We start from the raw sequence: 18,024 nt of genomic DNA, 5'->3' as shown, positions 1-18,024 counted from the left end.
TAAGTGCGCGTTGCACTCGATGTGAACACTCGCCAGAAGTGTTGCAAGCGAAGGGCGCAAGTGTTTCACTTGACCCATGGACATCGAAGCCCTTCGAAGGGTTTCCGAGGTGCGTCGCATGCTCGCTTCCGGCCAGGCACGCGAACGCCGCAAGAGCCTGCACATGTCTCTTCGGGAAGTCGCCGCGGCGATGGGAAAGGCGCCCGGGACGCTCTCCCGCTGGGAGACCGGAGACGTGCAGCCGAGGGCGCAGGCCGCCCTCAAGCTGGCGGACATCCTCGGAATTACCGCAGGTCACCACCAGGACCGGGTCGCATGAGTGCCAGTAGCCCGGCTAAGACGCCCCGCCGGACGCTTTCGGACCTGTACGCGGAACGCGACCTCACCCCCGCGCAGGCACGCCGTCTCGTAGCCCTCCTCGGCCTCGCCGCGCAGCGGCCCCACAACGACGACAGCGCCGCGGGGGCAACCGCGACGCCGTCAATCGAGAACCCCTACCAGTGCGCTAGCTGAAAACGCGAACGGCCGGGGGGCAACCCGGCCGGCGCAGAAACGGAGTCTCAAATGAAGCGTACGACGATGGCTCGCCCCAGCACCAGCGCAGTTCCCGCCATGAAGGGACGCCCGCGTAGCGAGGCGGCGCCCGCCGAGCCCGTCAGCAACCCCGACAACATCAGCGACGCCATCCGCGGAGCCGTCGCGGCGGCCATGCAGAAGGCCCTGCCGCAGCACTACACCCCGGAGTTCGCGGCCAACTTCGCCAACACGATGATCGCCGAACTCTCCCAGGCCAACACCCGCCCGCTCACCGCCGCCGAACGCGGCACCGAGTGGATGCTCCGCTGGGGCTGCCCCGGATTCTGCGTCGTCGAGCACGGACACCCCCAGGCGCTGGACTCCCACTCCACCGCGCCCGTCGAGACCAGCCTCCGCACCGCCGACCTCGAATGCTCCGGCTACTCCGACGGCACCGACAACCTGCCGTGGCTGACCGCGCAGACCGTCGTCACCAACGACCAGCCGCAGGCCTTCGGGCGAGAGACGAGCGTCTGGCTGGGCTACGGGCTGCACCTGGCCGAGATCAGCCCCGCCAAGGCCCGCAAGGCGCTGAACGATCTGCGCACGTTCACGGTGCAGCTGGCGGACGTCATCGAGTTCGCCGAGCGGGTCGCCGCCGACGACTTCGACGGTGATCCGGAGATCGCCCGTCTCGACGAGGAGGCGCGGGCCCGCCGCGCCGGCCGCGCCTGAGACATGACCCACCGTCCGGTCGCCGCACCCGCCGCCCGCTCGTGGTGTGGCGGGGTACGGCGGCCGGACACCCCCCAACCCGCACCCGTCCAGACCACTTCGCGAAGCCGAGAAGAACCACAACCCGCACCGGCCTCGCTCGCGACGCAAGGACGCACCAGTGACGAACCACCAGCCGACGGCCCCCACCGCCGGCACCCCCGCGGGTACCGACACCCCCAGCTCCGCCCTCGCCGCCGCCCGCGCACCCTGGGCGCAACTCCGCGAGGCCGTACGACAGATCCTCGACGAGCAGCCCTCGCCGCACCTCGTCCGCACCACCGCCCGCCGGATCTCCGCGGAAGTCCAGATGACCGCCGACACCGTCATCGACGAGCGGGAGGCACGGTCATGACGCAGATCTCCCGCGCCGACGACCCGGTCTCCCTGTGGGCGTCCGCCCGAGTCGGCGACCTCCTCGACGGACACGACGAACCGCCCCGCTACGGCGCCCCCGAGTGGCAGCAACTCCCCAACGGCGACCCCCGCAAGGCCGCCGCCATGATCGCGGCCGCAGAGATGTGGCGGAAGTTCGGAGACGAGGAAAACCTGGTGGCCTGGCTCCGTGACGCGTCCCGCAATCGGGAACCCCTGGCCACCCGCAAGACGCTCGCCGAGCTGGACGCCGCCGCCAGGGCGACGCCTGCCATCCCGGTGCAGGCCGCCGACGGCTGGCCGCCTGTCCGCATTCCCGGCCGGCCCGGATGGCGGCGGCACCTCGTCGACGGCCGCCAGGTCGACCTTCCCCGCGGGGAGGCAGACGCGTGACCGACACCTTCGACCTGGCCGCGAACCTCCTGGGCGTTCCCGCGCTGTGCGAGCAGCACGGCCAGTACCTCCCGTGCCAGCACATGCAGTGCCGCAGTGAGGAACGCGAGCCCTCGGTGGAAGGCGACGCCGACTGGATGCCGAGCGGGGAGGTTGCGGACGACGCACCCGAGGACCGACTGCCCGACACCTTCTGGAACGCCACGCCTACCCTCCAGCAGATCCGGCAGATGTCCCATGCCCGCCGCACCTCACCCGACGCCGTATTTCATGCCGTCCTCGCCCGCACCGCAGCCATGGCAGACCCCACAGTCCGCGTCGACAACGGCATCCACCAGCCCGCCACCCTCGGCTGGTACTGCGGACTGTTCGGCCCGTCCGGCAGCGGCAAAGGCCAGGCGGAGAACACCGCCGAGGAACTTGCACCCTTCCCGAACATTGATCTTGCCTACATTGACATTTCCACCGGGCAGGGCCTGATCGCCGCCTACCTCGACCTCGACATCGACCCCGACGGCGACGACGGGAAGAAGAAGATCCTCGTTCAGAGGAGAACCCGCGGCTACGCCCTCGCTACCGAGGGCAGCATCCTCGAACAGATGGCGCAGATGTCCGCCGCCGCGACACTCAACGGCGTGCTCTGCAAGGCCTGGATGAGCGAGCGGCAGGGCACCAGCAACGCCGAGGTCGAACGGCGTCGTGCCCTGCCCAAGGGTGCCTACACGCTGTCCATGTCGCTCGGTGTGCAGGAGGAGCCCGCGGCGAAGCTGCTGGAGATGGGATCCATCGGCCTCCCGCAGCGCCTGGCCTGGGCACACGCGACACTCGGTCCCGACACCCCGAAGAAGAGGCCGGCCAGGACAGGGCCAGTTGCCGTCACCACCAAGAACGGCGAGGACACCCCGGTCACCTTCTGGGTGGCATCGCTCCGCAACATCGTCATCCCGGTGCCTGAGCACGTCACGCAAGAGCTCGACGACCTCGGGCTGGAGATCTCCTTTGGTCGCGGCCAGGAAGCCCCCCTGGACACGCATGAGCCTCTGTGGCGGGTGAAGGGCTCCGCACTGCTTGCCCTGCTGCACGGGCGTACGTCGGTTACGGCAGAGGACTGGGACATGGCCACTGTGATGTGGCAGACGTCCAGGAAGGTCCGTGACAGCGTTCAGGAAGCCGCCAGGCGGCGCATGCAGGCAGAGCAGGACGCGCGCCGGGCCGAGGCCGTCCAGACGGCCGTGGAGTCCCAGGCGGCGGTGTACGAGGTTATGAACGGAGTGCACCCGTCCGTCGTGAACGTCGCCAAGCGCGCCCACCGCTACCTCATCCGCCAAGGCGGCGAGATCCCGGTACGTGACGTCAACCGGGCTTGCGTGGCGACGAAGGACCGCGACAAGTACCGATCGTCCGGAGAAGACGGCTCGCTGTGGGCGGCGGCACTCCAGCACGGTTGCGAACAGGGCTGGCTGGTTCCGCTACAGGGCGGTCTGCTGGCTGCTGGCTCCGTGGCGCCGGAGTAGCTGTGATCACGGGGAGTGCTGTCGGAACGTCGGAACCGTCGGAACCAGAGTTCCGACAGCCTCTCGCCCTTAATTCGGACATTAATAGACAAAACCTCCAGGGGGGGAATCGCGTAGCGCGCGAACTCCCAGGTCACCCCGCGAACCACTGTCGGAACTTCGGTTCCGACAACCCCGGTTCCGACACCACACAGAGTCACAACCTGAGGAAAGCGAACATGAACGACCTCACCGAGGCCGAAGTATTCGGCCCCGTCGGCTACATCGCCAAGAGCCTGGCCCACCTCCGCGCTGGCCACCCCATCGAAGAACTGGACACCGGCCTTGTCCTCTACGTCGCCCCCACACAGGACGACGTCGACAACGCCCGCCACATGGCCGAGATCCTCGCCGCCCGCTGGCCCGTCTCCGGCGACCACTGACCACCGGCCGCAACCGGTGACCGGCCAGCCCTGCACTACATGAAGGAGATGACCACCGATGGCCGTAAGTGACCTGGACGCGAAAACCGGCGTCGCCCTGCTGCTCGCCCAAGGGCACACCACCGACAAGGCGGGAGAGGCTGCGGGCGTATCCGGGCGAACCGTCCGAAGGTGGCGCGAAGACCCCGTCTTCGAAGCCCAAATCCAGGACGCCCGGCGGGCAATCCTCTCCGAAGCCGTCGCTGCCCTCGGTGCTGCCGCTCGGGATGCCGTGGACACCCTCCGCGCCGCGCTCACCGAGGACTCGCCGAGCATCCGCGTCCGCGCAGCCCTGGGCATCATCTCCGCCTTGCCTGGCCTCTCCGAGCACGCCGAACTCAATGATCGACTCGCCCGCCTGGAAGCCGCCCTCGAACTCAACGACGGAAGGACAGCCGCATGACCAGGAAGATCAGCGCCCGCCTGGAGCGCCTCGAACAGCACATCGGTGCCAGCCCCGACCTCGCTGGAGAGGCCGAGCGGTACGGCACCTGTATCTGGTCCACGGCCGGCGTCCGCGCCTACGGCCACGACGCCCCGGCCGGCGCCCGCCTCGCCGTCGTCGGCCCGCATGGGGGCGTCGTCTACGAGCTCGCAGGCATGGCGCTCGGAGACCTCCGGTGAACCGCCGCCTCGGTGCCCGGCTCGCCCGGCTGGAGGAAGCCGCGCCGAAGCCCGCGGACACGCCGATGTGCGCCCACCACCGGGACGCGTGCGCCATGGGCGCCGAGCCGCTATCCGACCTGTATGTGCTGATCGTCGAGGCACGACAGCGAGCGGGGCTGCCGGTGCCGCCGCTCGACGAGCACCGGCCCATGACCCCGGCGGAGCGGGCCCAGGACGCGGCGGAGTTCGCCGAGCTCCTGGCGGAGACACAGGCCCGCGTCGCCGCCGAGGAAGTCGCCCTGAAGGCAGGTGTCCCGTGGACGTGAACGACATCGTTGCCGCGCGGATAGCCGCCGCGAAGTGGCGGGCGGAGCAGGAGAAGCGCCGCCGCGCCGAGCTGGCCGCCGCCCGTCGAGCCGGGCTCGCCCGAAGGCACGCGGCCAAGCTGCGCCGGCTCGCAGAGGCCGCCGACAACCTCAGCTTCGCCGCATCCGGCGCCTGACCCAGGGATGGGCAACAGTGCCCACCCTTCTGACTGACTCACAAGGGAGACAGACATGACCGACCACATGAGGCCCGTGAACCCGTCCGCGGTCCGGCACGCCGACCGGATCCGGGCGCGCGACGCGAAGCGTGTCGCCGAGCAGGACAGCGCGCCGACTTCGAAGTCGACTGCCGAGCTGTACGCGGCGCGGATCCTGCCCGGATACCAGCGCGACGAGGAGCTGCGGGAGGCGGCCCGGCTCGGTGAGCTGCGGGCGCGCGGCACGTGGGTGCCGACGGGGGAGGAGACGGACGACGAGGGCGAGCAGGAGCCGCAGGCGTCCACGGACCCGCTCGACAACCCGGAGCGGCGTTCCGCGCGTGCCGCCTGGCGGAGCGCCTCGACGGGTGGCTACCTGGCGTTCTGAGCCACCGCCCGCAAGATTTGTGCCCGGTCGTCACCACGGCGGCCGGGCACAGTCGCGTTACGGCTAAGCGTGAGATTTCTTGGCGCGCTGCCGGTACGCCTTCTGTCGACAGGCGGGCGAGCAGTAGCGGGAGTCGGCCCGCCCGGTCGTGACCGCCTTGCCGCAGGTCTCGCACGGCCGGCCGCTCCCCTTCCCTCCGTTACGGCTACGCGTAAGAGACGTGCTGCACGAGTGGGAGCACGTCACCCGCTTCAGCAGGGGATCGGCGTTGCGGACGACCTGGCGCCCGCAGGCCGCGCACGGTTCCGCCGGCTGCTCGGCGCCGCGGCCGACGAGGGCGTACCACACGAAGCCGGGGCGCTGTCGGGTCGCCGCCGCGGCCGTCACGGACTTGCCGTCCACGGTCAGCCAGCCAGTTCGATAGCAGGGCTCGCAGATCAGTTCGCGCACACCCCAGCGACGGCGCCCCTTGGATCGGAAGGCGTCGACGAGGAAGCCGGGTCCGGCGATCTCGCCGTCGCACATCGGGCAGACGGACGGACTCATTTCTTCACCCATAGCCGTAACGCTACCCGCGCGCCCGACGTCTGTCACGCGTAGCCGTAACGGAATGGATGCGTGACAACCGTCCCTAGGGACGCCACGGATGTATAGAATAATCTCGGTTATCCAATAGCTACGGGGGAGTTGAACCGTGACCCTGCCCGCACCCCGAACCGCCACCGGGGCCGAACTCTCGACGGCCCGTCACGACCCGCGCGACGACTGGCCCGAGGAAGCCCGCGCGCTCCGTACCGAACTCCTCGACCACTACGGCGACGGCGATCCGCTCCCCGACCTCGCCGGCGCATGGGTCGCACGACAGCGGTCCGCCAACACCCGCAAGGCGTATGGGCGCAAGTTCCGTACCTGGGAGGCGTACGCCCGATCCGCCAACGTCCATCCGCTCAAAGCCACGCTGCCGCTCGCCGATGCCTACTCCCGGCATCTGGAGACCGCGCCCACCCTCGTGCGCGTCAAGGGCGGTCGCCGCGGCGAGATGGCGCCCACGGGGAAGCCGCTCTCTCCGTCCGGGCGGGCCCAAGCACTCTCGGCCGCCGGAAGCTTCTACACCTACGCGGCCCGACTCGGCGCGGTCCCCGCCGACCCGTTCGCCGCCGTCGCCCGCCCGGACATCGACCCCGACCACTCCAGCACCGAAGGACTCACCCCCGACGAGACCGCCCGACTGCTGGAGACCGCACGCTCGTGGTCGCCGCGCTCCTACGCCCTGGTGGCCCTGCTGTACCTGCTCGGCCCCCGCGTCGACGAGGTCCTCGCCCTCAACGCCGACCAGCTCGGCTACGACCGCGGACACCGCACACTCCCGCTCCGGAGGAAAGGCGGCCGCGTCCAGGCAGTACCCGTGCCGCCACTCGCCCTCGACGCCCTCATGGTCTACCTCGACGGCCGCGACACCGGTCCGCTCTTCACCACCGGCACCGGCCGTCGTTGGAGCGAACCGGAAGTCTGGAAGCACCTGCGGGTGCTCGCCCGCCGCGCCGACCTGCCGCAGGCCGACACCATCAAGCCGCACGCCCTGCGCCACGGGTTCATCACCGACGGCCTGGACGCCGGGGTGCCCTTGCACGAGATGCAGGACGCGGCCGGCCACCGCGACCCACGTACGACACAGCGCTACAACCGGCGGCGCGGCAGGCTCGACAACCACCCGGCATACAAGGTGGCCGCCGCCATGGCCGAACGGCTGGAGGCCACGGCCGGAGACGCGTCGTGAGCTAGGTGTGCTGCCGCATGGGGTGGTCGGCGCCGGCGTCGTCGACCGCCCCCGCGAGCACCACGGCCCGCTGCACGGCGTCGAGGTCGAGGACGGCCGCCAGGCGCTGCGCCACGGTCACCGACGGGCAACGCGTGGCCCGCTCCAGCTTCGCCAGGTACGAGGCCGTCACACCCACCCGCCGGGCCGTCTCCGCAGGTGTCAGGCGCGCCGTCTCACGCGCCTCCCGCAGCAGTGGCCCGAGCCCCTCCGGTGGCGTTCGGCGTTCGCGTATCAGTCCTGCTGTCATGGTCGTCATCCCTTCGGTGTCTGCTGGTCGGCGGCGTTGCGCACGGAGGACGCCCACCACGAGCCGCCCTGCAAGGTCGGCGTCCCCGTCGCATTCAGCCCGTCGGCGATGGCCCGCCAACTCCGGCCGGCCTCCCGCTCCACCGCGATCCGGTCCCGCACCCAGGGCGGCAACGGTGCCCCGCGGCGGTGAACATGCCGCACGCCCCTGCGCGTCCTGAGCCGGCCGGTGTCGACGGCCACGGCCAGGAGCACGGCGTCCTCCCACGGATCGAGCCGCAGAGCCTCCGAGACCCGTTCGGCCACCTCGACCGACGGCGGCCGCTGCTCCTCCTCGATGGCCTGCAGCTGGCCGCACGACACCCGCACGACGGCGGCGAGTCCCTCCCGCGAGAAGCCGGCCCGGCGGCGCGCCCGGCGCAGCATCGAGCCCAGCCCGCACGGCAAGGGCGACCAGCGGGGAGACGAGGGTGTCGGCATCCCTGAAAACCTCCACGGCTTCGAACCAAAGGCAAGATAAGCCTGGCACCTTCGAATCGTAGGCAGGCTGGAGTATCCTTCCAAGTAGGACGACCGAGTACAGCCGATGCCAGTCAGCGACCGTGATGGGGCTGGGGCGTGATGCCCGCGACATAGGCAGCGGTGCACGGCGTGGCGAAAGAGCGGCCCGGTGGGGAGCCGCGAGGCCAACAGCGGATGCGAGCGCCGAGCAGGACGAGCGGGCCACCTCGGGCCCGCGTGGGGCGTCCACCTCCGCGATCCTTCACGCCCCCTGGGACTCCCCGTGGCACGCACCTTCTCCGGCCCACGCCTACGCGACCAGCGCCGCCGCGCCGGCCTCTCCGTCCACGACGTCGCCGCCCGCATCGGCCGCTCCTGCTGGAGCGTGTACGCGTACGAGCGCGGCCAGGCCGTCCCGCCGATCCCGGTCGCGGACGCCATCGCCGACGCCCTCGGTCTCCCCCTCGACCGGTTCCTCGCCGACGACCGCCAGGCGGTGGCTGCCTGATGGCCGGCCAGTTCCGCATCGCAGAGGGATACGTCGAGGTCACGGCCGACGAGTCCGGTTACGACCGCGCGATGCAGCGGCTGCGGCAGGCGAAGAACAAGGCCACCGTCACCCTCGACGTCGACGACGCGCCCGCGCTGGCGAAGCTTCGCCGCTTCGCCGAGCAGCACGCCCGCACGACCCTCCGGGCTGTCATCGACGCGGACCTGTCCGAGCGGTCCGTCAGGAACGTCACCGCACGACTCGACCGCCTCACCGCCGACCGGGTCGTCAACATCCGCGCCAGCGTAGACACGCGGGTGGGCGTGGCCGAGATCCGCAACCTGACTCAGCGCCGACAGGTGCGGATCGGTATCGACGTCGACACCCGGGTCGCGGCGGACTCCATCGCGAACCTGACCCGGCGCCGCATGATGACGGTGCAGGCCCGCGCCGACACCACGGACGCGGCGAACAGTCTGCGATTTCTGACCCGGGACCGCACCGTCGACATCCGGGCCAACATGACCGGGCTCGCCGGACTCACCAGCCTGGCCTCCAACGCCGGCGGCGCGGCCGGCAGTATCGGCATGCTCGGCAGCCGGTTCGCCGCTCTCGCCGGCGCCGCCCTCACCGCGCTGCCCGCCGTCGCCGCCCTCGGCACCAGCATCGCGCAGATGGGTCCCGCGGCCGCCGTAGCCGCACCCGCGCTGGGCTCCCTGGTGACGATGGGCGGCGCCCTCGCCGTCGGCCTGCGGGGCGTCGGCAGCGCCTTCCAAGCCGCCTCTGACGCCTCGTCGCAAGGGTCGTCGGAAGTCGCGTCCGCCGCCCGCGCGGTGCAGCAGGCCAACCAGAACGTGGCCCGCTCCGCCCGCGCCCTCAAAGAAGCACAGCAGGACGCGGCCCGGCAGATCGCCGACGCCCAAGCACAGGTAGCGGACGCAGCCGAGGGCGTCCGCGACGCCGAAGTACGGGCCGCCGCCGACCGGCAAGCCGCACTGCGCCGCGTCGCCGACGCCGAACGCGATCTCGCCGACGCCCAGCGCGACGCCCAGCGCGCCCAGGAAGACCTCAACGAGGCCCGCGAGACCGCTGCCGACCAGCTCGAAGACCTCAACAACCGGCTCGCCACCGCCCAGCTCGACCAGCGGCAGGCCGTCCTCGACGTGCAGGAAGCCGAGCAGGAGCTCGCCGCGGTCAAGGCGCAAGGCGCCACGGCGTCGGCGAGGGACATGGAAGAGGCGCAGCTTGCCTACGACCGCGCGGTGCAGCGTCTCAGCGAGCAGCGCACGGAGACCGTCCGGTTGCAGGAGGAGACGGCGGCCGCGAACGCGGCGGGTGTGGCGGGCTCCGAGACCGTCAGGGCCGCACAGGAGCGTGTAGCGGACGCGCAGCGCACCGTGGGGGACGGCGTCCAGGCGGTACGCGATGCGCAGGCAGAGGCGGCGCAGACGGCCCGGGACGGCGCCGATTCCGTACGCGACGCCCAGGAGCGGCTCGCGCAGGCACAGCAGGGTGTGGCTGACGCGCAGGTTGCGGCCTCCCGGCAGGTCCGCTCCGCGCAGGAAGCCCTCGCCGACGCGCAGCGGGCCGTCGCCGCGGCGCAGGAGCAGGGCGCCACGTCCGCCAGCAAGTTCAACGACGCGATGGCGAAGCTGTCGCCGAACGCCCGCTCGTTCGTCAACGCCGTCCGCGACATGATGCCGGCCTTCTCAGCGCTGCGCCTCGAAGTCCAAGACCGCCTCTTCAAGGGGCTCGGGCAGAGCTTCACGCAGATGGCGACTGCCTCGCTGCCCGCGCTGCGGGTCGGGCTCGGCGGGATGGCCGACAACCTGAACGCGATGGGCCGCGGCGTCCTCGACACCTTCACCCGGCTCGGCAACGAGGGTCTGCTGACGCGGATGTTCGAGGGCTTCAACAAGGGCATCGCTCCGCTGAACAAGGTTCCGGGCCAGTTCTCGGAGATGTTCGTCAAGCTGTCCATCGCCGCGCAGCCCGCGATGACGCGGATCACGACGGCGATCGGCAACGCGTTCACCCGCGTGGGCGGAAAGCTCGACGAGGCCTTCAAGTCGGGCAAGCTCGAAAAGACGATCAACAAAGCCCTCGACTTGGCGATCGCATTCGGCAAGGTCATCGGCGACGTCTTCGGGACCCTCGGCAACCTGATGGGCGCCGCATCGAAGGCCGGCGGTGATGCCCTCGGCGGGCTCGGCGCGGTCTTCGCGGAGCTGCGCCGGATCACGGCCATGCCTGAGGTACAGAAGGCGCTCACGACGATCTTCCGCGCCTTGAGCGACGTCGGGAAGCTCCTCGCGGGCACCCTCGGGGCCGTCCTCCAGGCCGTGCTGCCGCTGCTCGCGTCGCTCGCCCCGGTCGTCTCCGACCTGGCGCGCAGGTTCGCCCCGCTCCTGGTCACGCTCGCGGACGTCCTCGGCAAAGCCCTGGCGCCGATCATTGACGCGCTGCTGCCCGTGGTGGGCACGCTCGGGGACATCCTCGACCGTGTCGTCCGCTCGGTCATGCCGTTGCTCCAACCGATCGGTGACCTTCTCGGGGTCGTCATCACCGCCCTGGCGCCCGTGATCGACGTCGTCGGCGACATCCTCGTGATGCTGGTCGGGGCGCTCGTGAAGGGGCTTCAGCCGGTGATCGCCGCGCTGATCCCTGCGGTGCAGACGTTCGGCCAGTTCATCGCTCAGCTCGTGCCGAAGCTGATGCCGGTGTATCAGGCGGTCGTGCCGTTGATCCCGGTGCTCGGTGAGATGGCGTCGAAGCTGATCAATCTGGCTATGTCGGTGATCGGGCCGTTGCTGCCGCTGGTGGTGAAGCTCGCCGGGGTGCTGTCCACGGTGCTGGCGGGGGCGATCAACTTCCTGGTTCCGAAGATCACGACGGTGATCGGCTGGTTCGGCAAGTTCGCCGACAAGGCCACCGAGGTCGTGCACTGGATCGTCGACAAGTTCCAGATGCTCTACGACAAGCTGGTCGGTCACTCGATCATCCCGGACCTCGTGAACGGGATCATCGGTTGGTTCGGGACTCTGTGGACGAAGACGAAGGAGATCTTCACTGGGCTGAAGAACTGGGTCCGGGACACGTGGAACGGGATCTGGAATGCGGCCAGGACGAAGTGGGACACGTTCTGGTCTGGGCTGAAGACGGCGATCAGTAACGGGGCGACGGGGGTCAAGAACTGGGCGTCGGGGCTGAAGACGAGCATCACGAACACGTGGAACACCATGTGGAACGGGCTCAGTACGAAGGTGTCGACGATCTTCAAGACGGTCAACGAGAAGATCTCCAGCTTCAAGGGCGGGATGAAGACCGCGTTCTCGAACCTCAAGACCGAACTCGGCACGATCTGGGACGGCGTCAAATCGAAGATCTCGTCCCCGATCAAATGGGTGATCGACAAGGTCTACAACCAGGGCATTCGCAAGATGTGGAACACGATTGCGGGCAAGGTCAGCTCCAAGCTGACACTGCCGACGATCGCCCTGGGCTTCAACTCCGGCGGCGTCGTGCCGGGGTCGGGGAACCGGGACACAGTGCCGGCGATGCTGACCCCGGGCGAGCGGATCCTGTCCAACAAGCAGGTCGCGAAGCTGGGCGGCCACAAGGCGATCGACGCCATGCTCGGCACGGACCGGCCGACGAAGACGGGCGGGAACCCGACCCCGCAGCAGGAACGCAAGCAGCATCAGCCGGTGCCCGGCTACGCAGAGGGCGGGATCATCGGCAGTGTCACGTCGGCGATCGGCGGGGCCGTGTCGTCGGCCGCGTCGTGGGCGAAGGATCTGGTGATCGGCGGGCTGAAGTCGGCGGCGCAGAAGGCGATCGGTGCGCTCGTGCGGCCGCTGGTCGACCGGATTCCCGCGTCCAGCCTCGGCAGCCTGATGAAGGGCCTGAGCAACAAGGCTCTCGACAGCATGCTGGGCTTCCTGGGTGCCGAGGATAAGAAGGCGGTGGGCGGCCCGGCGGTCCAGAACGCCCTCTCGTGGGCGCGGACACAGAACGGCCTGCCTTACCAGTGGGGCGGGAACGGGAACCCCAGCTGGGACTGCAGCGGTCTCATGAGCGCGATCGAGTCCGTGATCCGGGGCGAGCGTCCGCACCGCAGGTGGGCTACGGGTTCGTTCGTCGGGAACAGTGGCCCGGCCGGGTGGGTCCGCAACCTCAACAGCCCCTTCATGATCGGCATCACCAACGCGGGCGTCGGGCACACCGCCGGAACCCTGGCCGGGGTGAACGTGGAGTCCCGCGGCGGCGACGGTGTGATCATCGGCAAGGGCGCCCGCTCCTACAAGGACTCGCTGTTCACCAGCCGGTGGGGTTTCGCGCCGGCCGCGAAGTACGACTCCGGCGGTCTGCTGCAGCCCGGCGCGACGATGGTGCTGAACGGCACCAGGAAGCCGGAGGCCGTCCTCACTGCCGAGGAACACGAGGCATTCCGCAGCCTGGTCTCCGGGCTGAGCACAGCCAGTCTCGGCGAGGGCAACACCGTCAACGTGTCGGTTGAAATCAGGTCGATGACGATCCCGACCCCGGCCGAGGCGAAGCGGTTCGCGACGGCGATTGCCGATCCCGTCAAGGAAGCCCTGCGCAAGCTCGACAGGGGCAGGCAGCGGTGAGCGAGCCCGTAGTCCTGCGGTGGCAGATGCCCGCCCCGATCCGTGGGGCGGGCGGCCGGGTGGCGGCCTGTCCGGAGTGCGGCCTGATGGTGCGCCTGATCCTTGCTATGGACCTGGACGACCACAGCGACGAGCCGTCGTACCTCACCTGTCCGGGCGGGCACACGTGGCCTGAGGCGGCCATCCCGCGCCGTCTGGGGGCGTTGCTGCTGGCCGAGATCCTGGAATCCGATCCAGGCCTGTACGGGCGGCTCGACGAACTCCGGGAGATCTACGGGAACGGATGACCCGCCGGTCACCGCCAGGGGTACCCGTCAGGGTGTACCCCTGATCGGTGTCCCGGATCGGCTACGTTGCTGCGCATCACAGCGAGGTGGTGAAGATGACGGAGCGGAGTGACGTGTTCGCGGGGGACGGCCGGCCGGTCTGCGGCATCTGCCCGTCCCTACGACACCGGGGCGGGGAGTTCGACGTCGTGGCACGCCCCTCCCGGGACTGCCCCTTCGACCCGGCGACGGGCCACCGGTTCACCGCGGCCGGCGTCCCCGTGTGCGTCCACCCCGAACGTGTCGGGCTTCCCGCCGCCCCGTACGCCAGCCAGAGCCTGCCCCTGCCGTGGGAGACCCCGCCGCCCGCCGAGGCCGGCGAAGTCCCCACGTGGGTGCGTGCAGTGCTGGACGCGGCACCGCCGGACGCCTGCGACGAGGTGATCGAGCAGGCCACTGCGATCCTGCTGGCCGCCGACCCCGCCACGGACGTCACTGCGGTGCTGCGCACAGCTCTCGGCTAGGCCGCGGCGAAGTCGAGGGCGTGTTCCCGGCCGGAGCGGCCCATGCCGATGGTCTCGTACAGGCCGGCCAGCACGTCGCGGCGCCGCGCGACTTCCTCGTGGTCCAGCCAGTACCGGGCCGGCGGCTCACCCCAGGCGAGGCGGTAGCAGTCGTGGGTGTAGCCGCCCGCACGGTAGTCGGTGTGCTCCTGGTCGGTCTGGTGGATGATGCTGATCCCGCACGCCTGGGCGATCCGCCCGAACAGCTGCGCCTGGGCGAGCATCGCGTGCGTCATCTCGTCGACGGGCACGGCGATGGGAATCTCTGCGGCCCGGTCGTCGGCGGTGAGGTCGTACACCGCGGCCTTGAGCGCCAGGGCGCGCAGGCCTTCCTCGAACAGGGCGGGCGCGTCCGCTTCGAGGTTCCACCGCTGCACCACGGGGAAGCCGGTGAAGCACTGCCAGTCCTCGCTGTACTCCAGGGAGGCGGCCTTGAAGGCGTCGAACTCGCGGTCGCCCTTGATGTTGTCCAGGATCCGCTTCGCGGCGTCCGCGACGGTGCTCGCCGCGGGCAGCTTCGTGTGGGACATGGGGTTCCTCTCGATGGGCTGGAGTGGGCGGGTGGTGCTGGCCGGCGCCTCCGCGGGAGTGTGCACCGGGGAGGCGCCGGGGCTTGAGGGGTGCGGCCGTCAGCGAGGGCTTACAGGCGGGTGCCGATCGCGATGCTGTCGTCGCCGGCCAGCCGCAGGATCGCCTGCGTGAGGATGCGCAGCCGCGCCTCGTCCAGGTCGGCGGCCGCGGCGAGAGGTGTGCTGCCGATGCTGACCATGGACAGCACCAGACCCAGGAACGCCCGTTGCTGCGAGTCGAGCGGCAGGGTGTACAGCTTCCCCATCAGCCCCTCCCAGTGCGCCACCGGGCGGCCGCGCCTGTCGATGACGAGGGCGGCGCGTACCTGCGGCAGGGCGAGGATGGTTCCCTCGTCGGCCAGGGCCTGCGCGGCGACGCGGTGCCGCGGGCGCTTCGAGGAGCGGACGAGGCCGGCGGCGAGCTCGACGAGGTCCTGGTCGTCGCTGGACGTGGCGGCGGCTTCGGGGTGGGTTGTCGTCATGGAAGGGTCTCCGAGGGCAGGAACGGGTCGTTGTCGGGGGTTGGGGCCGATCACGTCCAGCGCACCGCCACCCATGCCTGCCGTAGCCGGTCGCCCTTGCCGCACGGCTCGATGTCGTGGGCACACCAGTCGCCGCAGACGCGGCCGCCGTGGGCGCAGCCGGAGCAGTCGAAGTAGTGCGCGCACAGGGCGTTGTAGGCATCGGATGCGGAATGCCCGGCCGTGACCGCGGCGGCCCGCGCGAGCGCGTTGTGAAGGTGCACCGGGTTGGTGAGAGCGCGGCCGCGGGTGGGCGGGATGCGCCAGTGCGGGCCGGCCGTGCACTGCGGGCCGGGCACCGCGACGCTGGACGCCTGACCGAGGACGCGGATGCGGGCGTCGTCCGGCATCTTCCAGCCGTCGGCGCGGCCGGTCGGGACGAGCCAGTACAGGAGTGCGCCGCCGGGGTCCTCGATGACGGCTCCGGTCCGGTTGCCGAGCCTGCCGAGGGCTTCCAGCGCTATGGCGCGCGGGGCCCGCACGGCGTCCCACCACTGGCCTGCGGGGCGCATCGCCACGGTGCGGCCGGCGGGCAGCCAGTGCAGTGGGCGGCCCGTAGCGGTGAGGGAGGCGGATTCCATGCTTTCACCATCGGGTGACAGCCGGGCTGATTCGATCCCCGATCGGTAATCTCACGGTGAGATAGCCAGCGAACCCGCACGCGATACCGGGGGCCGTAACGTGTCGTCCGCACTCGACCCGATCACCCTGCCCGACTGGGCATGGGAGCGTGCCGAAGTCCGCCAGGCCCTACGCGCGCGGGACGTCGGCGCTGTCTTCCGCTACGTGCAGCAATACGGCGGGGCGAGTCAGGCCCGCATCGGTGTGGCCACGGGGATGGCGCAGGCCCGCGTCAACGAGATCATCAACGGGCGGCGGGAAGTCGCCCGGCTCGACGTGTACGAGCGGATCGCGGACGGCCTGCACATGCCCGACGACGCCCGTCACCTCCTCGGGCTTGCTGCCAGCCGTGAGAAGCGCACGGGCGGCGCCGCCTTCGACCTGGCCGCGTTCCCCGAAGTGGTGCGGGTGTACGCCGCGCAGAGTTCTGCGGCCGCCGAGATCCAGCAGCACGCGCGGGCGGCGCAGGAGCTGGACGTCCTGGCGGTGCGGGGGCTCGGGCTGATCGGGTTGAACGACAGCCTTCTGCGTGCCTGTCTGCCGCGCGATCAGGGCGGCAAGGGGCTTCGTGTCCGGGTTGCTCTCCTCGACCCCGACAGCGACGCCCTGGCGCAGCGCGCGGCCGAGATCGGCGAGTCGACCGAGTCTCTCGCGGGCGGGGTGCGGCTGGCGGAGGCGCGGCTGCGGGAGTTGGCCGGTGCCGGGGATGTCGGGGTGTGGCGGTATCGGATGGTGCCCACCTGGCGTGTCATCCGCACCGACGGAACGATGTTCGTCGGCGCTTTCGACGCGGGGTGGGAGGGGCACGAGTCGGCCCTGTACAAGGTCATGGAGACGCCGCACGGCCCGCTGTTCCGCGGGTTCACGAGGATGTTCGAGGCGGTCATCGACGGGGCGCAGCGCACCGTCTGAAGATGAGGGGAGACGGCCGTGATTGAGGCCGAGCTGAAAGCCCGTGTGCACGCGCCAGAAGCCGTGATGCGGATGCTCGACGAGCGTGCGACGGCACGGGTCGAGGTGTACCGGGACACGTACTACGACCGGCCGGACGGATCGCTGGAGAAGGCGGGCGAGGAGCTGCGGGTGCGCACGGTCCACGGCGCGGACGGCACCCGCACGGTCCTGACCTACAAGGGTGCGGCCGTCGACGAGGAGTCCGGTTCGAAGCCGGAGCATGAGACGGCCGTCGAGGACACGGAGGCGGCGCACGCGATCCTGCGCGGCCTCGGACACATTGAGGCCATCGCGTTCGAAAAGCGGTGCCGGAACTACGACTTCGAGGACCGCGGCCGCCGGTTCCTCGCAACGCTCGTACGGGTCCCCGAGCTGGACGGGACATTCCTGGAAGTCGAGACCCTCGTCGACGAGGACGAGGTCGCCGCAGCGCTGGACGACGTGCGGGCGGTCCTCGCCGACCTCGGTATCGGGCCGCAGGATCTGACCCGCGAGACGTACACCGGGGCGGTCGCCGCGCAACGCCGCTGACGCCCATACGCCGGCGCCCCGCCTCCCTCTGTGAGCGGCGGGGCGCTCGTGCTTCTACTGGTGCGGTGGCTGCTGGGGCGGGTACGGGCCCTGCCCCGGCGGGGGCGGCGGGTAGTAGGCCTGCGGCTGGGTGACGACCTTCGTCTTACGGCCCATGATCGCGGCGATCGGCCAGACGAAGATGGCCCACATCCCGCACGTGAGGATGCTCATGATGACGTGGAAACTGTGGTTGGCGCCGCGGCGGGTGGTGACGACGGTCGGCGGTGGCTGATGGTGCACGGATCTCCCCAGACGTGGTGTGAGGGGCGAGTGTGCCGCGACCGCAGGCGACACGTGAGGGGTTTCCAGAACACGTCCCCCAGTCGAGGGACGAGCGTCTATCCAGTCACCGGCTCCCGGCCTCGTGCGTCCGCCGCCACGCGTTGTGCGCCCGCCGGCCGACTCGGAGCCGGAGCAGCTTTCCGCGGCAGCGCGGGCACGTCCGCAGCTTCCCGAACCGCAGGATCTCACCCCTTCCCCGGCATCGGCGGCACGGCGCGAACGGCTTCACCGCGCACAACACTGCGTAGCCGCCGAGCCAGAGCAGCAGGCCGGCCATAGCAACCCACATGAGTGTCTCTCCCCTTCGGATCCTGGGTGTTTCCCGTTTCCCAGGCCCCTGCTGCTAGACGCTAGGTAACAGGTCAGGGGCGTGTTTCGCTGCTAGCGGGGCTGCTAGGCCTAGCAGGGCGGGGTGCTAGGCCTAGCAGCCGTTCAGGC

26 protein-coding genes are annotated in these 18,024 nt (G+C 70.4%); 19 read left to right on the top strand and 7 right to left on the bottom strand.

The genetic code is table 11. The features are described from left to right. The first annotated feature begins 76 nt into the window (after positions 1–76). From ACIP67_RS34275 to ACIP67_RS34220, 12 genes are all read left to right on the top strand, one after another. On the top strand, positions 77–319 hold the full coding sequence (locus ACIP67_RS34275) for a helix-turn-helix domain-containing protein (RefSeq protein WP_401697113.1): 243 nt from the start codon (positions 77–79) through the stop codon (positions 317–319). After that, complete coding sequence (locus ACIP67_RS34270) at positions 316–513, top strand: hypothetical protein (protein WP_401697112.1); 198 nt, start codon at positions 316–318, stop codon at positions 511–513. The genes ACIP67_RS34275 and ACIP67_RS34270 overlap by 4 nt, the downstream gene beginning before the upstream one ends. A 51-nt stretch (positions 514–564) precedes the next feature. Continuing rightward, a complete protein-coding gene (locus ACIP67_RS34265) occupies positions 565–1,251 on the top strand; it encodes a hypothetical protein (protein WP_401697111.1) in 687 nt (228 codons plus the stop codon). A gap of 160 nt (positions 1,252–1,411) precedes the next feature. Next, on the top strand, positions 1,412–1,645 hold the full coding sequence (locus ACIP67_RS34260) for a hypothetical protein (RefSeq protein ID WP_401697110.1): 234 nt from the start codon (positions 1,412–1,414) through the stop codon (positions 1,643–1,645). After that, positions 1,642–2,058 (top strand): DUF2742 domain-containing protein, encoded by a 417-nt coding sequence (locus ACIP67_RS34255; RefSeq protein WP_401697109.1) that lies wholly within the window; start codon positions 1,642–1,644, stop codon positions 2,056–2,058. Before ACIP67_RS34260 ends, ACIP67_RS34255 begins: the two co-directional genes overlap by 4 nt. After that, positions 2,055–3,572, top strand: a complete 1,518-nt coding sequence (locus ACIP67_RS34250; protein WP_401697107.1) for a hypothetical protein — start codon at positions 2,055–2,057, stop codon at positions 3,570–3,572. Before ACIP67_RS34255 ends, ACIP67_RS34250 begins: the two co-directional genes overlap by 4 nt. A 218-nt stretch (positions 3,573–3,790) precedes the next feature. Further along, complete coding sequence (locus ACIP67_RS34245) at positions 3,791–3,994, top strand: hypothetical protein (protein WP_401697106.1); 204 nt, start codon at positions 3,791–3,793, stop codon at positions 3,992–3,994. A 58-nt stretch (positions 3,995–4,052) separates the two neighbouring features. After that, on the top strand, positions 4,053–4,436 hold the full coding sequence (locus ACIP67_RS34240) for a hypothetical protein (protein ID WP_401697104.1): 384 nt from the start codon (positions 4,053–4,055) through the stop codon (positions 4,434–4,436). Continuing rightward, on the top strand, positions 4,433–4,657 hold the full coding sequence (locus ACIP67_RS34235; protein WP_401697102.1) for a hypothetical protein: 225 nt from the start codon (positions 4,433–4,435) through the stop codon (positions 4,655–4,657). The genes ACIP67_RS34240 and ACIP67_RS34235 overlap by 4 nt, the downstream gene beginning before the upstream one ends. Next, positions 4,654–4,965 carry a hypothetical protein gene (locus tag ACIP67_RS34230; protein WP_401697101.1) on the top strand — a complete coding sequence of 104 codons (312 nt, stop codon included), beginning with the start codon at positions 4,654–4,656 and terminating at the stop codon, positions 4,963–4,965. The genes ACIP67_RS34235 and ACIP67_RS34230 overlap by 4 nt, the downstream gene beginning before the upstream one ends. Next, on the top strand, positions 4,962–5,141 hold the full coding sequence (locus ACIP67_RS34225) for a hypothetical protein (protein WP_401697100.1): 180 nt from the start codon (positions 4,962–4,964) through the stop codon (positions 5,139–5,141). The genes ACIP67_RS34230 and ACIP67_RS34225 overlap by 4 nt, the downstream gene beginning before the upstream one ends. Positions 5,142–5,196: 55 nt before the next feature. Next, positions 5,197–5,550, top strand: coding sequence for a hypothetical protein (locus ACIP67_RS34220; RefSeq protein WP_401697098.1), 354 nt, complete (start codon positions 5,197–5,199; stop codon positions 5,548–5,550). Positions 5,551–5,613: 63 nt separating this feature from the next. Here ACIP67_RS34220 and ACIP67_RS34215 read toward each other — a convergent pair whose 3' ends face one another. Further along, positions 5,614–6,108 carry a hypothetical protein gene (locus tag ACIP67_RS34215; protein WP_401697096.1) on the bottom strand — a complete coding sequence of 165 codons (495 nt, stop codon included), beginning with the start codon at positions 6,106–6,108 and terminating at the stop codon, positions 5,614–5,616. 136 nt (positions 6,109–6,244) lie between these two features. Here ACIP67_RS34215 and ACIP67_RS34210 point away from each other — a divergent pair, with 136 nt between their 5' ends. After that, positions 6,245–7,327: a tyrosine-type recombinase/integrase gene (locus tag ACIP67_RS34210; RefSeq protein WP_401697094.1), complete on the top strand. Its 1,083-nt coding sequence runs from the start codon at positions 6,245–6,247 to the stop codon at positions 7,325–7,327. A 1-nt stretch (position 7,328) separates the two neighbouring features. Here ACIP67_RS34210 and ACIP67_RS34205 read toward each other — a convergent pair whose 3' ends face one another. Together ACIP67_RS34205 and ACIP67_RS34200 are read right to left on the bottom strand one after the other, a co-directional pair. After that, positions 7,329–7,616 carry a helix-turn-helix domain-containing protein gene (locus ACIP67_RS34205; protein WP_401697092.1) on the bottom strand — a complete coding sequence of 96 codons (288 nt, stop codon included), beginning with the start codon at positions 7,614–7,616 and terminating at the stop codon, positions 7,329–7,331. 5 nt (positions 7,617–7,621) lie between these two features. After that, entirely contained in the window at positions 7,622–8,095 is a 474-nt protein-coding gene (locus ACIP67_RS34200; protein WP_401697090.1) for a helix-turn-helix domain-containing protein, read from the bottom strand. Between the two features lie 304 nt (positions 8,096–8,399). On the opposite strand from ACIP67_RS34200, the gene ACIP67_RS34195 reads away from it, so the two are divergent. The 4 genes from ACIP67_RS34195 (at position 8,400) to ACIP67_RS34180 (ending at position 14,027) form a co-directional block, all read left to right on the top strand. Next, entirely contained in the window at positions 8,400–8,624 is a 225-nt protein-coding gene (locus ACIP67_RS34195; protein ID WP_401697088.1) for a helix-turn-helix domain-containing protein, read from the top strand. A 305-nt stretch (positions 8,625–8,929) separates the two neighbouring features. After that, entirely contained in the window at positions 8,930–13,237 is a 4,308-nt protein-coding gene (locus ACIP67_RS34190) for a hypothetical protein (RefSeq protein WP_401697086.1), read from the top strand. Then, positions 13,234–13,524: a hypothetical protein gene (locus ACIP67_RS34185; RefSeq protein WP_401697085.1), complete on the top strand. Its 291-nt coding sequence runs from the start codon at positions 13,234–13,236 to the stop codon at positions 13,522–13,524. The genes ACIP67_RS34190 and ACIP67_RS34185 overlap by 4 nt, the downstream gene beginning before the upstream one ends. A gap of 95 nt (positions 13,525–13,619) precedes the next feature. After that, entirely contained in the window at positions 13,620–14,027 is a 408-nt protein-coding gene (locus ACIP67_RS34180; RefSeq protein ID WP_401697083.1) for a hypothetical protein, read from the top strand. Here the strand turns inward: ACIP67_RS34180 and ACIP67_RS34175 are convergent. The 3 genes from ACIP67_RS34175 to ACIP67_RS34165 form a co-directional block, all read right to left on the bottom strand. Next, the gene (locus ACIP67_RS34175; protein ID WP_401697082.1) at positions 14,024–14,596 is read right to left on the bottom strand and encodes a hypothetical protein; all 573 of its coding nucleotides are present in this window, start codon (positions 14,594–14,596) and stop codon (positions 14,024–14,026) included. The genes ACIP67_RS34180 and ACIP67_RS34175 overlap by 4 nt on opposite strands. A 110-nt stretch (positions 14,597–14,706) precedes the next feature. Then, positions 14,707–15,117, bottom strand: coding sequence for a hypothetical protein (locus tag ACIP67_RS34170; RefSeq protein WP_401697081.1), 411 nt, complete (start codon positions 15,115–15,117; stop codon positions 14,707–14,709). 50 nt (positions 15,118–15,167) lie between these two features. Then, entirely contained in the window at positions 15,168–15,737 is a 570-nt protein-coding gene (locus ACIP67_RS34165; RefSeq protein WP_401697080.1) for a hypothetical protein, read from the bottom strand. Between the two features lie 100 nt (positions 15,738–15,837). Here ACIP67_RS34165 and ACIP67_RS34160 point away from each other — a divergent pair, with 100 nt between their 5' ends. Both ACIP67_RS34160 and cyaB read left to right on the top strand, forming a co-directional pair. Further along, positions 15,838–16,689, top strand: a complete 852-nt coding sequence (locus ACIP67_RS34160) for a helix-turn-helix domain-containing protein (protein WP_401697079.1) — start codon at positions 15,838–15,840, stop codon at positions 16,687–16,689. An 18-nt stretch (positions 16,690–16,707) separates the two neighbouring features. Then, on the top strand, positions 16,708–17,262 hold the full coding sequence (gene cyaB, locus ACIP67_RS34155) for a class IV adenylate cyclase (protein ID WP_401697077.1): 555 nt from the start codon (positions 16,708–16,710) through the stop codon (positions 17,260–17,262). Between the two features lie 54 nt (positions 17,263–17,316). On the opposite strand, the gene ACIP67_RS34150 is transcribed toward cyaB, so the two are convergent. Beyond that, positions 17,317–17,544, bottom strand: coding sequence for a hypothetical protein (locus tag ACIP67_RS34150; protein ID WP_401697076.1), 228 nt, complete (start codon positions 17,542–17,544; stop codon positions 17,317–17,319). Positions 17,545–18,024: the final 480 nt, after the last annotated feature.

Origin of the sequence: Streptomyces sp. NPDC088812 (assembly GCF_044750285.1) — a bacterium.
Lineage (GTDB): Bacteria > Actinomycetota > Actinomycetes > Streptomycetales > Streptomycetaceae > Streptomyces.
Note: the sequence above shows the minus strand (reverse complement) of the source record. Positions and strands in the feature narration are given on the sequence as shown.